This is a genomic window from Nonomuraea sp. NPDC049504 (assembly GCF_040676845.1).
GTDB lineage: Bacteria > Actinomycetota > Actinomycetes > Streptosporangiales > Streptosporangiaceae > Nonomuraea > Nonomuraea salmonea.
In genome coordinates this window covers 1-15,116 of record NZ_JBFAPT010000044.1, presented here as the reverse complement: position 1 = coordinate 15,116, position 15,116 = coordinate 1, and the positions used below count along the sequence as shown (strand labels likewise).

General features: G+C 70.6%; 12 protein-coding genes. 2 read left to right on the top strand and 10 right to left on the bottom strand.

From position 1 onward, the window contains the following. Positions 1–611 precede the first annotated feature (611 nt). Entirely contained in the window at positions 612–1,358 is a 747-nt protein-coding gene (locus AB0K28_RS47270; RefSeq protein ID WP_345385186.1) for a class I SAM-dependent methyltransferase, read from the top strand. A 5-nt stretch (positions 1,359–1,363) separates the two neighbouring features. On the opposite strand, the gene AB0K28_RS47265 is transcribed toward AB0K28_RS47270, so the two are convergent. The 10 genes from AB0K28_RS47265 to AB0K28_RS47220 all read right to left on the bottom strand — a co-directional run bounded on the left by AB0K28_RS47265 (position 1,364) and on the right by AB0K28_RS47220 (position 8,960). Next, positions 1,364–2,815, bottom strand: a complete 1,452-nt coding sequence (locus AB0K28_RS47265) for a dihydroorotase family protein (RefSeq protein WP_364383982.1) — start codon at positions 2,813–2,815, stop codon at positions 1,364–1,366. A 16-nt stretch (positions 2,816–2,831) separates the two neighbouring features. Then, on the bottom strand, positions 2,832–3,608 hold the full coding sequence (locus AB0K28_RS47260; RefSeq protein ID WP_364383979.1) for an ABC transporter permease: 777 nt from the start codon (positions 3,606–3,608) through the stop codon (positions 2,832–2,834). Then, positions 3,605–4,390 carry an ABC transporter permease subunit gene (locus AB0K28_RS47255; RefSeq protein WP_345385182.1) on the bottom strand — a complete coding sequence of 262 codons (786 nt, stop codon included), beginning with the start codon at positions 4,388–4,390 and terminating at the stop codon, positions 3,605–3,607. The genes AB0K28_RS47260 and AB0K28_RS47255 overlap by 4 nt, the downstream gene beginning before the upstream one ends. Next, positions 4,387–5,364, bottom strand: coding sequence for an ABC transporter substrate-binding protein (locus AB0K28_RS47250; RefSeq protein ID WP_364383975.1), 978 nt, complete (start codon positions 5,362–5,364; stop codon positions 4,387–4,389). Before AB0K28_RS47250 ends, AB0K28_RS47255 begins: the two co-directional genes overlap by 4 nt. Before the next feature lie 115 nt (positions 5,365–5,479). Beyond that, positions 5,480–6,241: an ABC transporter permease gene (locus AB0K28_RS47245; protein ID WP_345385180.1), complete on the bottom strand. Its 762-nt coding sequence runs from the start codon at positions 6,239–6,241 to the stop codon at positions 5,480–5,482. After that, positions 6,238–7,014: an ATP-binding cassette domain-containing protein gene (locus AB0K28_RS47240; protein ID WP_364383971.1), complete on the bottom strand. Its 777-nt coding sequence runs from the start codon at positions 7,012–7,014 to the stop codon at positions 6,238–6,240. Before AB0K28_RS47240 ends, AB0K28_RS47245 begins: the two co-directional genes overlap by 4 nt. A 1-nt stretch (position 7,015) precedes the next feature. Further along, positions 7,016–7,420: a DUF1048 domain-containing protein gene (locus tag AB0K28_RS47235; RefSeq protein ID WP_364383968.1), complete on the bottom strand. Its 405-nt coding sequence runs from the start codon at positions 7,418–7,420 to the stop codon at positions 7,016–7,018. Next, positions 7,417–7,752, bottom strand: a complete 336-nt coding sequence (locus AB0K28_RS47230; protein ID WP_345385177.1) for a PadR family transcriptional regulator — start codon at positions 7,750–7,752, stop codon at positions 7,417–7,419. The genes AB0K28_RS47235 and AB0K28_RS47230 overlap by 4 nt, the downstream gene beginning before the upstream one ends. 130 nt (positions 7,753–7,882) lie before the next feature. Next, positions 7,883–8,467, bottom strand: a complete 585-nt coding sequence (locus tag AB0K28_RS47225) for a hypothetical protein (RefSeq protein ID WP_364383965.1) — start codon at positions 8,465–8,467, stop codon at positions 7,883–7,885. A 13-nt stretch (positions 8,468–8,480) separates the two neighbouring features. Beyond that, a complete protein-coding gene (locus AB0K28_RS47220; RefSeq protein WP_345385175.1) occupies positions 8,481–8,960 on the bottom strand; it encodes a hypothetical protein in 480 nt (159 codons plus the stop codon). A 502-nt stretch (positions 8,961–9,462) separates the two neighbouring features. On the opposite strand from AB0K28_RS47220, the gene AB0K28_RS47215 reads away from it, so the two are divergent. Continuing rightward, a partial coding sequence (locus tag AB0K28_RS47215) for an RHS repeat-associated core domain-containing protein (protein ID WP_364383961.1) occupies positions 9,463–15,116 on the top strand: 5,654 nt, incomplete at its 3' end.

Sequence of the window (15,116 nt, the reverse complement as noted above, 5' to 3'; positions counted from 1 at the left end):
TAGCGCGCACCCGGTCAAGGGGTTGTTCCACGACGGTAACGGGGGCCCGGAACCGGCCGCGCGGGACCCCCCGTCGGTCGCTGCCGGCGGCCAGGCGGGCCGGTGGTTCCAAGGAACGCGTGCCGCAGCGCCGCCCGCTCACCGTGGGCACCCACCTGCGGGAGTGCCGGCGCCGACGCCTGCTCCCTGAGCAGCCGGCGCTGCTGCACGTCGAGGCCGTGACGACGACCGCCTGACGGCCGTGTAGCGGGATTGTGGTGCCGATGTGGCGGCGGTTCCTAGGCTGGCGCACGCCATCAGGACCTCGGGAAAGGACACCTCGACGACCCCACGCTGACGGCGTTCCCCCCATCCCCTGAGGGCGACGCCACCTCCTGTGCTCTCTCTCAAGGCGCGGCTGGCCGCCCCCACCCCCTCCACGGCCGGCCGCGCCGGCCTCTTCCCCGGCGACCTGCCGTCGACCGGCCAGGCGGTGCCGGACCCGCCCTGGCCGTGGCCGTCGCGCCGGAAAAGCGCGGGCGCTCCGCAGCGGCGCCCGCGCTTCCTCCTTCCCGCCTCCTCCTTGCCGTCTCCTCCTTCCCGTACGCCGCCCGGGATGCTGGGATGGGGACATGTCCCAAGCGCAGCTGTACGACACCATCGGAGCCGGCTACACCGTCACCCGGCGCACGGAGCCGCGCATCGCGGCCCAGATCGAGGCGGCGCTCGGCGACGCCAGGACCGTGCTGAACGTCGGCGCGGGCACCGGCTCCTACGAACCGGCCGGCCGCCACGTCCTCGCGGTCGAGCCGTCGGCGCTCATGCGCGCGCAGCGCGCCCCCGGCGCGGCCCCCTGCCTCATCGGCACCGCCGACCACCTGCCCTTCGACGACGGCGCCTTCGACGCCGCGATGTCGGTGTCGTCCCTGCACCACTGGCCCGACCCGATCGCCGGGCTGCGCGAGCTGCGCAGGGTGGCGCGGCGCGTGGTGGTGTTCACCCACGACACCAGCCGCGCCGGGTGGCTCGACCGGTTCTGGCTCACCCGTGACTACCTGCCCGAGGTGGCCGATCTGCTGACCGGCCGCCCCTCGCTGCCCGAGCTGGCCGAGGCCATCGATGCCAGGGTGGAGCCGGTGCCCATCCCGTGGGACTGCGCCGACGGCTTCTTCGAGGCGTTCTGGCGGCGGCCCGAGGCGTACCTGGACGAGCGGGTCCGCCGCGGCGTGTCCGTCTGGACCAAGGTCGGGCCGGACGCCGAGCGGCGGGCCGTGCACGACCTGCGCGCCGACCTCGGCTCGGGCCGCTGGGCCGAGCGCAACCGCGACCTCCTCGACCTCGACGCGGCCGACCTCGGCCTGCGCCTGCTCATCGCCTGACGGTCTCAGCGGCCGGGCCGCCGCAGGTAGCGGCCCACCGGCGGGCCGACGATCTTGCCCGACTCCAGCACCCGATGCCCCCGGACGAAGGTGTCGGTGACCTTGGCCGTCATCGGGAAACCTTCGAACGGCGTGTACTCCTGCGCCGACTCCGACTCCTGCGCCCGCACCGTCCAGGCGTGCTCGGGATCCACCAGGCACAGGTCCGCGTCGTAGCCGGGCGCGATCGTGCCCTTGCCGCGCAGCCCGAACCGCCTGGCCGGGTTCCACGAGGTGAGCGCGGCGATCCTGCCGTAGGGCAGGCCACGGCGGCGGCCCTCGCTGATCAGGCCGGGCAGCAGGTACTCGGCGCCGCCGAAGCCGGCCTTGGCCAGGAACACGTCGTCGCGCGGTTCGCCGAACTTGGCCTCGTCCCTGCAGCAGGCGTGGTCGCTGACCACCCAGTCCACGGTGCCGCCGAGCACGTGCCCCCACAGCGCCTCGACGTCGGCGCGCGGCCTGATCGGCGGGTTCACCTTGCCGCCGATCCCGGCGGCGGTGGAGACGTCGGCCAGCAGGTGCCCGATCGTCACCTCGCGGCGGAAGTCGATCTCGGGGAACGTCGCGGCCATCCGTACGGCGGCGTCCATGGCCTTGGCGGACGACAGGTGCAGCAGGTTCACGGTGGCCAGGCCGGTCTCGTGCGCCAGGTACGCGGCCACGAACACCGCGAGCCCCTCGGAGTGCGGCGGCCGGGAGGCGCTGTAGGCGGCCAGCCCGCGCAGCTCGCCCGCCTCCTCCACCAGCCGGGTGTAGGCGGTCATGATCTCGGCCGTCTCGCAGTGCAGCGACAGCGAGATCTCCCCGGCCAGGTCGGGCCGCGCGCGCCGGAGCGCCTCGACGCCGCGCATCACGAACTCGAAGTGGGCGTGGTCGTAGCGCTCGCCCTCGGGGAGCATGAGGAAGGAGCGCTGGTCGTCGGAGCGGCCGTGCAGCCCGTGCCCGCCGTAGAACATGAAGATCTTGAACGACGGCACCCCGAACCGCTCGACCAGCTCGGGCAGCTCGGCGATGTGCGCGCCCGACATCGGCGCGAGGTGGAAGCCGTAGTCGACGTACGCCCTGCCCTCGGCCTGGGCCAGCACCTCGGGGAAGAACTCCGCGTACGGGCCGCCCCTGTTGAGGTAGTACTGCCCGGTCCGCATGTACGTCAGCGCGGTCGTCACCCCGCCCTGCGCGCTCGCCCTGCTCTCCGAGGCGGCGTCGGCCGGCAGCGGGTTGTAGATGCCCCAGTGCTGGTGGGCGTCCACGACGCCGGGGAAGGCCAGCCGGCCGCCCCCGTCGATCACCTCGGCGGCGCCGGACAGCCCGAGCCCCACCCGCTCGATGCGGCCGTCCGCCAGCGCGATGTCGGCTTCGACCGGGTCGTCCCGGTCCGGCGTGACGATCCTGACGTTCTTCAGCAGCAGGTCGGTCATGGCGGGGGAGCCCTCCTCAGGCGGGACGGCGGGCGTCGTGGTGCCAGGCCAGCACCTTGCGCTCCACCGTCAGGAACAGGGAGTTGAACGCGAAGCCGAGCACGCCGAGCAGCAGCACGGCCGCCCAGATGGCGGGCATGTCGGCGTTGCCCGAGGCCAGGTTGAGCAGGTAGCCGATGCCTTCCGTGCTGGCCTTCAGCTCGGAGATGACCATGAGGATGAGCGCCAGCGAGACGCTCAGCCGCAGCCCCGCGAAGATCTGCGGCGCCGCCGCCGGCAGGATGACCCGCCACAGCCGCAGGTGGGCGGGCAGGCCGAAGACGACCGCCGTGTCGATCTTGAGGGGGTCCACGTGGCGGGCGCCGTCGATGGCGTTGAGCAGGATCGGCCAGACGATGCCGAAGACGATGGTGGCGACCTGCACCTGCGGCCCGATCGGGAACAACACCAGGAAGACGGGCAGCATCACCGGCGGCGGCACCGCCCGCCCGAACGCGATGAGCGGCTCCAGGCAGTCGGCCAGCCAGGCGATCCTGCCGATCGCCACCCCCAGCCCGACCCCGGCCGCCACCGCGATGGCCCACGACCCGATCACCCTGACCAGGCTGGGCAGGAAGTGGCCGGCCGCCTCGTCGGTGAGCACGTAAGGACCCGAGAACCACATCTCGTACGCCCGCGACACCACCAGCACGGGACCGGGCAGGTACGGGGTGGCCAGCCAGGCCGCCAGCGCCTGCCATCCGGCCAGCACGACGGGCACCAGCCAGAGCCGCTTGACCAGGGTGACGATCATGTCTGCCGCCACCTGAACAGCCGCCGCTCGGCCCTGGCCAGCAGCGCGTTGGCGGCGAGACCGATCGCGCCCGACCAGATCAGCACCGCGATGACGTCGATCAGCGCGTCCATGCCGATGCCGGTGCTCGCCTGGATGAGGAAGCCGCCGATGCCGGTCGAGCCGCCCACGACGTACTCCACGCTGATGGCCAGGATGAGCGCGACCGAGGCGGCCAGCCTGACCCCAGTGGCCACGAACGGGGCCGCGCTGGGCAGCAGCACCCACACCACCACCGCGCCGCGGCCGAACCCGAACGACCGCAGCGTGTCCTTGGCCAGCGGGTCGGCGTCGCGCACGCCGTACAGGGTGTTGATGAGGATCGGCCAGGACGCGGCGAACGCCACCAGCGCGATCTCGGCGTTCAGCTCCGGCTGGATGAAGAACAGCGCCAGCGGGATCAGCGCCACCGACGGGATGGGCCGCAGGAACTCCACGAACACCCGCGTCATCTCCTCCAGCGCCGGCACCGTCCCCAGCAGCAGCCCGGCGGGGACGGCGATCAGCGCCGCGAGCGGCAGCCCGAGCGCCGCCGCGGTGAGCGTGCCGCCGAGCCCGGCGAGGAACTCGGGGTCGGCGGCCAGCTCGGCCGTCCTGCCCAGCGTGCCCGCGGCCGGCGGCAGCCAGCTCACCAGGCCGGACATGCCGAGCGCCTGCCAGGCGAGCAGGAAGGCCGCCACGCCCGCCACGTTGCGGGCGTACCTGGCGCGGGCACGGCGGCCCGCGGCAGGCGCCGCCGTCATCCCTTGGGCGCCGCGTAGATCATGGAGCTGACGTCCATCTTCTGCTTGAGCAGCCCCGCCTCCAGCATCAGGTCGGCCACCCGCTGGATGTTGCGCGCGTCCAGCGTGGTCGGGTAGGCGCCCAGGTTGATCGTCGCGGCCGTCTCGGCCGGGATCTTCGTGTACGTCGGCAGGATCGCCGTCACCGCGCTCTTGTCCGTGGCCGCGATCTGCTGGGCCTTGGCCATGGCGCGCTGGAACGCGGCCAGCGTCTCGGGATTGTCCTCGGCCCACTTCCCGGTGGCGGCCCAGCCGGTGATCGGCAGGTTGGCGGTCGGGCCCGACATGGTGTCGAGCAGCATGGTCGCGCCGAGCTGCCGTTCTGCCTGGCTGAGGTACGGGTCGGTCATCCAGACCGCGTCCACGCTGCCCTTGTCGAGCGCGGACAGCCACTCCGTCGTCGGGATCACCACGTACTGGACGTCGTCAGGGGCGAGGCCGGCCTGCTTCAGATGCGGGCTCATGGTGAGCGTGCCGAGCCCGCCGATCACGTTCACGCCGATCTTCTTGCCCTTGAGGTTGGCGACCTGCTTGATGGGGGAGTCCTTGGCCACCATGACGCCGAACGCGCCGGGCGCGCCCTGGTAGGAGTCGGCGATGTAGACGAACTTCTCGGTGCCCTGCTCCTGGATCGTCAGGATGGTGGCGTAGCTGCCGAGGACGACGTCCATCTGGCCGTTGGACAGTTTCGGGAGCACCGCCTGCGGCGCCTGGATGGGCTCCTGCTTGACGTCGAGGCCCTCTTCCTTGAAGAAGCCGCGCTCCATGGCGATGAACAGCGGCGCGGAGTCCGCGCCCGGATATTGCCCGACCAGCAGGCTGGTCTTCTTCTGCGGCGGGCCGCCCTCGTCGCCCGAGCCCCCGCCGCACGCGGTGAGGGCGAGTGCCATGGCCACGCCTGCTAACACGCTGAGTGCCGTACCACCTGGTCTCATGGCCTGACTCCTTGGGGCAAGGGAAAGTGACCGAGCTCGTGGTGACGCTGAGCCAAGAGTAGGCACGATCGGCGACCCCCGGTGTAACGATCATGTTCCATCCGGGGCCGCCGGGTCAGGTGACCTTGCGGCGGTAGGTGGCCATGGCGAGGACGTAGACGACGACGAGCAGGCCGGCGCACCAGGCGACGGCGGTCCAGACGTCGGCGGCGGCCGGATGACCGGCGAACAGGCCGCGGATGGCGTTGACGATGGCCGTCACCGGCTGGTGCTCGGCGAAGGCGCGCAGCGGGCCAGGCATCGTGGCGGTGGGCACGAAGGCCGAGCTGATGAACGGCAGGAAGATGAGCGGGTAGGAGAACGCGCTGGCCCCGTCGGCGCTCTTGGCGGTGAGCCCGGGGATCACCGCGAGCCAGGTCAGCGCGAGCGTGAACAGCACGAGCAGCCCGGCCACGGCCAGCCAGGCGAGCACTCCGGCCGGCGAGCGGAAGCCCATCAGGAGGGCGACGACCACGACCACCGCGAGCGAGATGAGGTTCGCGACCAGCGAGGTCAGCACGTGCGCCCACAACACCGACGAGCGGGCCACCGGCATCGACTGGAAGCGCTCGAAGATGCCGCTCTGCATGTCGAGGAAGAGCCGGAAGGCGGTGTAGGCGATGCCGGAGGCGACCGTGATGAGCAGGATGCCGGGCAGTAGGTAGTCGACGTAGGCGACCTGGCCGGTGTCGATCGCGCCGCCGAAGACGTACACGAACAGCAGCATCATCGCGATCGGCATGATCGTCGTGGTGATGACGGTGTCGGGGCTGCGGGAGATGTGCCGCAGTGAGCGGCCCAGCATGACGGTGGTGTCGGAGAGGAAGTGGCGGGTCATCTTGCGTCCTTGGAGTCAGCGCCGACGAGGGTGAGGAAGACGTCTTCGAGCGTCGGCTGCTTCTCGACGTACTCGACCTCGGCGGGCGGGAGCAGCCGCCTGAGCCCGTCGAGGGTGTCGTGCACGAGGATCCGGCCCTCGTGCAGGATGGCGATGCGGTCGGCGAGCTGCTCGGCCTCGTCCAGGTACTGCGTGGTGAGCAGCACCGTCGTGCCCCGGCCGGCCAGCTCCTTGACCGCCCGCCACACCTCGATGCGGGCCTGCGGGTCGAGCCCGGTGGTGGGCTCGTCGAGGAAGATGACCGGCGGATCGCCGATGAGGCTCATCGCGATGTCGAGGCGGCGGCGCATGCCGCCGGAGTAGGTGCTCACCCGGCGCCCGCCGGCCTCGGTGAGCGAGAACCGGTCGAGCAGGTCGTCGGCGATGGCCGCCGGCCCGTCGAGGTGGCGGAGCCTGGCGACCATCACGAGGTTCTCCCGCCCGGTGAGTATCTCGTCCACGGCGGCGAACTGGCCGGTGAGGCTGATCGAGGCGCGCACGTCGGCGGCCTGGGTGACGACGTCGAAGCCGTTGACGGCGGCGCCGCCGGCGTCGGGCTTGAGCAGCGTGGACAGGATCCGCACGATCGTGGTCTTGCCGGCGCCGTTCGAGCCGAGCAGCGCGAAGATGCTGCCGCGCGCCACCTCGAAGTCCACGCCGCGCAGCACGTGCAGCTCCTTGTACGCCTTCTCCAGGCCGCGCACGCTGATGGCCGGCCCCTGCTGAGCTGTCATGTCAGGTCCCTTCCGCGTCGGGCCTGTCGTCCGCGACGCCGTCGATGGAGGTGGTCAGCCGGGTGCGCTCGCGGCCCAGCCACTGGCCCTCGGGGTAGTTGCGCAGGAACGTCTCGGCGAACTCGACGGGGTCGTCCCCGACGGTCTCGCGCACCGACGTCCCGCTGGCCGCGCTCTGCTCGAAGAGGTCGGCGAGGTCCTCCAGCATCGCCAGCAGGCTCTCGCCGGTGCCGGGGCCGAAGTAGATCATGTAGCGCTGCAGCGCCTCGACGGCCGTGCGGTGGCTGGCGGGCAGCCGTTCGACGCGCGCCTTGTAGTCGCGGTAGCGCTTCTTGTGCTCGAGCGGGCCGGTGACGATTTCGACGTAGCGTCGCAGGCCCTTCCTGGGCTCGCCTTCGGTGGTCATGATGGGTGGCCTCCTTCGCGGAGCTGTTCGAGACGTTCGGCGAGGAAGCTCCAGGTCCTCCAGAACTCGTCCAGGTGGTCGCGTCCCCGCGCGTTGAGGGAGTAGACCTTGCGTGGCGGGCCCTTCTCCGACGGCACCTTCTCCACGTCCACGAGGCCGCGCTGCTCGATCCTGACCAGCAGCGCGTAGACGGTGCCCTCGGCGATGTCGGAGAAGCCCTGCTCGCGCAGCCACGCGGTGATCTCGTAGCCGTACGCGGAACGGCGGGACAGGATCGCGAGCACGATGCCCTCGAGCGTGCCCTTCAGCATCTCCGTCGCTTGTTTGCTCATGGACGCCCTTCATCTACCTAGCAGCGTTAGGTACTGGTACATAGTAACGCTGAATACCGGCGGCGGCGCAAGTCCCCGGCAACACGAAAACGGGCCCGTCCTTCCGGACGGGCCCGTCAGTGGCGGTGGATCAGGAGAGCTTCTCCAGGTCGGCACGGGTCAGCTTGATGGTGTTCTCCGGCAGCGGCGACGGGTTCTTCGCCCCGTCCAGCGGATACTTCCCCTGGACCGGGTTGAGCAGCGCGGCGGGGGAGTCGGGGTAGGTCTCCAGGAACAGCACGTAGCCGCTGTCACGCTGCAGCGCGGTCGTGTTCTCCTCCTTGTACGTCACCCCGCCGAAGACCCCTCCGAGCTCCTTGACCTCGACGGACTGCCCCACCTTGGCCTCGCCCTTGTAGACCTGGAGCACCTGGGCGGTGTAGACGGTGATGACGGTCGCCGGCGGCTCGGGCTCGTCGCCCGTCAGCTTGGCGGGGGCGCCGGCATTCGGGTTGAGCTTCGGATCCGTCGTCGTGGGGTCGGGTTCGGCCACCTCCTGCAGGTAGCGCGGCTCACCGACGATGCGCGCCTCGACCACCAGGTTCGCCCGGTCGAAGAGCGCGTCGGCGCTTTCGTACTGGGGGTAGTCGGCACGGTAGAGTACGGGCTCCTCGTGCATGGAGCACGCGGACACGAACAGCGCAGTCAGGACGAGCGCGCCGAGACGCCTGAGCATGCGGCGGCCTCCTTTAGTAATAGGCGTTGACGTCGGAGACATCGTGTGGCTGCGGCTTGATCATCCCGTTGCGATTGCGGCTGTGATTCATGATGGACGTCACGGAGTTGTGCGCCAGGTTCAGCGCGTGCCCCAGTTCGTGGACGAAGACGCTGGTGACGAAGTTCGCCCAATTGGACGCGTCCCTGTTGATGGTCCTCGAATTGAGCTTGACGTACATGCACATGCCGCCGCAGCGCGTGTAGTAGCCGTACCACGTGTTGCTGTACGACTTCACCGTCAGGGTCGATCCCGAATTGCTGCTCTTGTAGAAGTTGGCCGGGCTCGACGTGGCGTTCCAGTTGCTCAACGCCCTGTTCAGCGGCGTCTGCCAGGTGCTGTTGTAGCTGTACGGATAAATGTGGATGCTGGCGATGTCCTGGCCGGTGCCGTTCCAGTGCGCGAGTGCCGGAGTGGTGCTCGCGGCCATTGCCAGAACGAGGGCGGCCGCCACCGCGGTGCCCCGTCGTGTGATACGCCCTAACGCTCCCGAAGGCATGTTGAATGGTCACCCCTTGGGTGTCGGAGGAGCCGCGCCTGATTTCCGGTGATGCGCCTGAAAAGGATTCCACGGGCCCGTGAATATGTGCGGAAAAATCTGACCGAGGCGCGTTGATCGGAGTATGCAAGTGGGGTGATCTTGTGTCAAGAGGCGAAATCCCGTGCCGCTCGCCGAGCCGGAGGGCGCGGGGGCCGGCCCGCCGGAGCCGTCTCCGGCGGGAGGTGCGGCGACGGCATGACGGTGAAAATTTTCAGTGGAGTCAGGGTGGATGAAAAAATCTGTGAGCAGAAGGAGCAAAACTCTGGACCTACGGCTTGCCGCAGGTGACGATGCGATCACCATCGTGATCGTCTCCTCACCCCCGGCGAGACCCGCGAGGGTCTCGCACCTCCGCACGGTCCGCCGGGCACCGCACACTCGCCCGGCGGCCGTCACGTAGCCCTGGAGAGCCCTCATGGATCTGCCGGACGAGTTATCCCTGCCCGCCTCCCGATGGAACGGCCTGCGCCAGAGACCACCGGACACCCCTGAGAGCGCGGACCCGTCGTGGAACAGGTTCGCGACCGCGGAGGCCAAGCCGCCCTCCCGCTGGCCCCGCAGGCTGGCCCCCCTCCTCACCGTCGTCCTGCTGGTGGACATGGCCTACGCCGTGCCCGCCGAGGCGGCGCCCCGCACGGCGCCCGCCGTCCAGCGGGAGCAGCCCGTGCCCGGTGGCAAGGTCCCGGTCAAGGCCCCGCTGCCCGACCCCGCCGCCAAGCAGGCGTGGAAGGCGGCTCCGGCCGTCAGCTGGCCCAAGCCGCAGAAGGCGGAGCTGGGCGGAACCACAACCGGAACCACAACCGGCGCCACAACCAGTGCCACAACGGGCGACACAAGCGGCGACACCGCGAGGACCACCACGGGCGGCTTCCCCGTGCGGCTGGCCCCCAGCACCGGCAAGTCCGCGAAGGCCGCGCAGGCGGCGGACACGGCCCCGATCGCCGTCGAGCTGCTCGACACCGACCTGCTCGGCCTGGCCATGCGCGTCACACCAGGCCAGGGCGTCACGGCCAAGGCGGCGCAGAAGACCCGCGTGGAGGTCGACTACTCCGGCTTCCGCCACGCCTTCGGCGGTGACTACGGCTCCCGGCTGCGCATGGTGAAGCTGGAGGAGTGCGCGCTCACCGGAGCCGACGGCTGCGCCGCGCCGCAACCCGTCAAGAGCGAGAACAACGCGATGGCCGGCACGGTCACCGCGGAGGTCGAGACCAACGCCCTGTACGCGCTGACCGCCGCGCCGTCCGGACCGTCCGGCGACCACGCCGCGACCTCCCTGTCGGCGGCCTCCGACTGGAGCGTCGGCACCCAGTCGGGCGACTTCAGCTGGAGCTACGACCTGCGGTTGCCGCCGTCGCTGGGCGGCGAGGAGCCGGAGATCTCGCTCGGCTACTCCTCGCAGAGCGTGGACGGGCGCACGGTCTCCACCAACAACCAGACGTCCTGGGCCGGTGAGGGCTTCGAGCTCAACCCCGGCGGCTTCATCGAGCGCCGCTACAAGTCCTGCATGCTCGACGGCAAGAAGACCGGCGACCTGTGCTGGGACCAGGAGAACGCCATCCTGTCGCTCGGCGACTCGTCGGTCGAGCTGGTCAAGGACGCGAGCACCAAGCAGTGGCGGCCCAAGCGCGACGACGGCACCAGGATCGAGCTGCTCACCGGCGCCACCAACGGCGACAACAACGGCGAGTACTGGCGGGTCACCACGCCCGACGGCACCCAGTACACCTTCGGCCTGAACCGGCTGCCCGGCTGGGCCAGCGGCAAGCCGGAGACCAAGTCGGTGCAGACCGTGCCGGTGTTCGGCAACAACAGCGGCGAGCCCTGCTACAGCGGCACCCCGGCCAACGCCTGGTGCCAGCAGGGCTACCGGTGGAACCTCGACTACGAGGTGGACACGCACGGCAACGCCACCACGTACTGGTACGAGCGGGAGACCAACTACTACGGCCGCAACATGAAGCCGGAGCAGGGCACCCAGTACGTGCGCGGCGCGTACCTCACCCGCATCGACTACGGCTACCTGGGCACCGAGCTGTTCACCAAGCAGCCGGCCGCCCGCGTGGTGTTCGAGGTGGCCGAGCGCTGCCTGCCGAGCGGCTCGGTGACCTGCGCGCCCGACCAGCTCAAGAAGGAGACCGCGAGCCACTGGCCGGACGTGCCGTTCGACCAGATCTGCAACAGCGGGGTGAAGTGCACCGACCGCCTGGCGCCGACGTTCTTCACCCGCAAGCGGCTGGCCAAGGTCACCACGCAGGTGCGCGACTCCGCCGGCCAGTTCACCCCGGTGGACTCGTGGGCGCTGACGCACCAGTTCCCGGCTTCGGGCGACGGCATGAGCCCGGCGCTGTGGCTGGCCTCGATCCGCCAGACCGGCCTCGTGGGCGGCACGATCACGTTGCCGCCGGTGACGTTCACCGGCGTGCAGCTGCCCAACAGGGTCGACTCGGACGAGGGCAGGGCGCCGCTGGTCAAGTGGCGGGTCCAGGCCATCAACAACGAGTACGGCGGCGAGCTGCGCATCAACTACTCGGCCGCCGACTGCAAGCCGGGCGACGTGCCCACGGCCGACAAGAACAGCAGGCGCTGCTTCCCGCAGCGCTGGGCCCCGCCGGACGAGGCCGAGGTCACCGACTGGTTCCACAAGTACCTGGTGACCCAGACCGTCGAGGTGGACCGGGTGGCCGGCTCGCCGAGCGTGGTCACCGACTACGAGTACCTCGGCGGCGCCGCCTGGCACTACGCCGACAACATCCTGGTCAAGCCCGCGCACCGCACGTGGGCCGACTACCGCGGCTACGGCCGGGTCCGCGTCCGCCAGGGCGACGGGCAGGACGGCAAGCGCACGCTGACGGAGTTCCGCTACTTCCGCGGCATGCACGGCGACAAGCTGGCCGATGGCTCCAAGCGCAGTGTCCAGGTGGAGGACTCCGAGGGCGTCAAGAAGGACGACCTCGACCAGCTCGCCGGGTTCGAGCGGGAGGAGATCCTCTTCGACGGTGACGGCGGCGCGCTGCTGACCGCGACCGTCCAGGACGCCTGGTCGGCCAAGACGGCCGAGTCCACGCAGGGCGGCGTCACCAAGGCCGCGCACGTGGTGCAGCCCAAGTCCATGGTCACCCGCACCGCGCTGACGGGCGACAAGTGGCGGCGGACCGGCGAGGACCGCACGTACGACACCAAGGGCCTGCTGCTGCAGGTCGAGGAGAAGGGCGACCTGGCCACCGCGGACGACGACCAGTGCATCCGCTACACCTACGCCCGCAACGACTCGAGCTGGATGCTCGACTTCCCGAGCCGGGTGCAGAAGGTCGCGACGACCTGCGACACCGGCACGGCCAGGCTGGCCGCCGAGGAGATCCTGTCCGACGAGAAGATCCAGTACGACGGCCAGTCGCACGGCCAGGCCCCGACCAAGGGCGACGTCACCGCGGTGCAGGAGCTGGTCTCGCCCGACGGGCAGACGATCACCGGCACCGCGCTGACGTACGACGCCTACGGCCGCGAGCTCACCGAGACCGACCCGGTCGGCACCAAGTCCGTCACCGCCTACAACCCGGCCTCCGGCGCCCTGCCGACGGAGACCACCGAGACCAACCAGCTCGGCCACACCGAGCGCACCCTGCTCGAACCCGCCTGGGGCGAGCCGACCGCCGAGATCGACGCCGCGGGCAAGCGCGTGGACATGGAGTACGACGCGCTGGGCCGGCTGACCAAGGTCTGGCAGCCGGACCGCAGCAAGGCCGCGGGCCAGTCGCCCAGCACCGAGTACACCTACGTGGTGCGCAACGACGGCCCCAGCGTCGTCACCACCAAGACGCTCAACGCCGACGGCACCTACACGACCAGCCACGAGCTGTTCGACGGCCTGATGCGCGAGCGCCAGACCCAAGAACCAGCGCCCGTCGACGAGACGGCGCAGGACCCCGCGCTGCGCAACGGGCGCACGATCACCGACACCCTCTACAACTCCCAGGGCGAGGAGTACAAGGCCAACACCGGCTACTTCGCCACCGGCACGCCGTCCACCGACCTGTTCGGGGTGGCCGACGCCGCCGTGCCCACCCAGGTCGTGTCCGTCTACGACGGCGCGGGCGAGGTGACCGCCGAGGTCTTCAAGTCCAAGGGAGCGGAGAAGTACCGCGTCTCGGTCAAGGAGGAGGGCGACCGGCTGCACATCACGCCGCTGCCCGGCGACACCGCCACCACCAGGATCGGCGACGCGCACGACCGGCTCATCGAGCTGCGCCAGTACAAGGGCTCGACCCCGACCGGCGAGTACGAGGCCACCAAGTACACCTACGACCGCGCCGGCCGGCTGGCGACGGTGACCGACCCGGCGGGCAACGTCTGGCGGCACCACTACGACCTGCGCGGCCGCGAGATCAGGACGGAGGACCCCGACAAGGGCGTCACGACCACCACGTACAACGACGCTGACGAGGTCGTCACCACCACCGACGCCCGCGGCAGGACCCTCTGGTACGGCTACGACGCGCTCGGCCGCAAGACGCAGCTGCGCGAGGGCTCGGCCACCGGCACGCTGCTGGCCGAGTGGAAGTACGACGGGCTGGCCAAGGGCCACATGCACGCGGCCGTCAGGTACGTGGACGGACAGGCGTACACCGCCGAGATCAACGCGATCGACGCCGACTACCGCACGCTCCGCCAGACCGTGACCATCCCGGCACGGGAGGGCAAGCTCGCGGGTTCCTACCAGCTCAACACCCGCTACACGGCCGACGACCAGGTCCAGTCGATCAGCTTCCCGGCGGGCGGCGGCCTGGCCGAGGAGTCGGTCGTCTACAGCTACGACGGGCTCAGCCAGCCGGTCAAGGTCAGCGGCCTGTCGGCGTACGTGAGCGCGGCCCGCTACAGCAAGCTCGGCGAGACCCTGCAGTACGAGCTGGGCGAGGGCAGCAAGAAGACCTGGCTGACCTACACCCACGACGAGGCCACCCGCAGGCTCACCAGCATGCGGCTGGACCGGGCCGGCGCGCCCGCCAGCGACCTCGACCTGTCCTACACCTACGACGCGGCCGGCAACATCTCCAAGATCGCCGATCGGGCCGCCCAGGACACGCAGTGCTTCACCCATGACCATCTGCGCCGCCTGACCTCGGCGTGGACGGCCACCGACGACTGCGCGAGCGGCGCCCCGCAGTCGGGCACGATCGGCGGCGTGGCCCCGTACGCGGTCAGCTACGCCTACGACGTCACCGGCAACAGGACGAAGGAGACCGAGCACGCCTGGGGCGGCGCGGCCGAGCAGGTGCGCACCTACACCTACCCGGCGGCCGGCGGCAAGCAGCCGCACGCGCTGCAGAGCGTCGGCGCCGACCTGTTCAGCTACGACGCCGCCGGCAACACCACCAGGCGCAAGGTCGGCAACGCCGACCAGAGCCTGGTCTGGGACGCCGAAGGCAACCTGGAGTCGGTGACCGAGGGCGGCAGGACGACGTCGTTCATCTACGACGCCGACGGCGACCGGCTGCTGCGCAAGACGGCCACCGACGCCACCCTGTTCATCGACGACATGGAGCTGCGGCTCGACTACGCCAAGAACACCGTCGAGCAGACCCGGTACTACACCATCGGCGGCGAGGCCATCGCGGTCCGCACGCCGGACAACCAGGTCTACTTCATGGCCAACGACCACCAGGGCACCGCGCAGGCCATGGTGAACGCCGGCACCGGGGACGTGGCGATCCGCCGGCAGACCCCGTTCGGTGAGGATCGCGGGTCACCACCGCCGTGGTGGCCGGGACAGCGCGGCTTCGTCGGCGGCACGAAGGACGCCACGACCGGGCTCGTGCACCTCGGAGCCCGCGAGTACGACCCGGCCAACGGCCGCTTCCTCTCGGTGGACCCGATCATCGACGAGGGAGAGCCGCAGCAGCTCAACGCCTACGCCTACGCCAACAACAGCCCCGTCACGATGAGCGACCCCGACGGCCAGCTCGTCTGGTTCGTGGTCGGCATCGCGGCGCGGATCGCGGCGCGGGCCATCGCGAGGAAGCTGGCGCAGGCCGCGGCGCGGCGGGCGGCAGCGGCGGCGGCCAGGCGGGCGGC

Excerpts from the sequence above, each read along its gene's own strand:
- AB0K28_RS47235 (WP_364383968.1), bottom strand. The coding sequence starts at position 7,420 with ATGACCACCGAAGGCGAGCCCAGGAAGGGCCTGCGACGCTACGTCGAA.
- AB0K28_RS47240 (WP_364383971.1), bottom strand. The coding sequence starts at position 7,014 with ATGACAGCTCAGCAGGGGCCGGCCATCAGCGTGCGCGGCCTGGAGAAG.
- AB0K28_RS47250 (WP_364383975.1), bottom strand. The coding sequence starts at position 5,364 with ATGAGACCAGGTGGTACGGCACTCAGCGTGTTAGCAGGCGTGGCCATG.
- AB0K28_RS47260 (WP_364383979.1), bottom strand. The coding sequence starts at position 3,608 with ATGATCGTCACCCTGGTCAAGCGGCTCTGGCTGGTGCCCGTCGTGCTG.
- AB0K28_RS47245 (WP_345385180.1), bottom strand. The coding sequence starts at position 6,241 with ATGACCCGCCACTTCCTCTCCGACACCACCGTCATGCTGGGCCGCTCA.
- AB0K28_RS47270 (WP_345385186.1), top strand. The coding sequence starts at position 612 with ATGTCCCAAGCGCAGCTGTACGACACCATCGGAGCCGGCTACACCGTC.
- AB0K28_RS47255 (WP_345385182.1), bottom strand. The coding sequence starts at position 4,390 with ATGACGGCGGCGCCTGCCGCGGGCCGCCGTGCCCGCGCCAGGTACGCC.
- AB0K28_RS47265 (WP_364383982.1), bottom strand. The coding sequence starts at position 2,815 with ATGACCGACCTGCTGCTGAAGAACGTCAGGATCGTCACGCCGGACCGG.
- AB0K28_RS47230 (WP_345385177.1), bottom strand. The coding sequence starts at position 7,752 with ATGAGCAAACAAGCGACGGAGATGCTGAAGGGCACGCTCGAGGGCATC.
- AB0K28_RS47225 (WP_364383965.1), bottom strand. The coding sequence starts at position 8,467 with ATGCTCAGGCGTCTCGGCGCGCTCGTCCTGACTGCGCTGTTCGTGTCC.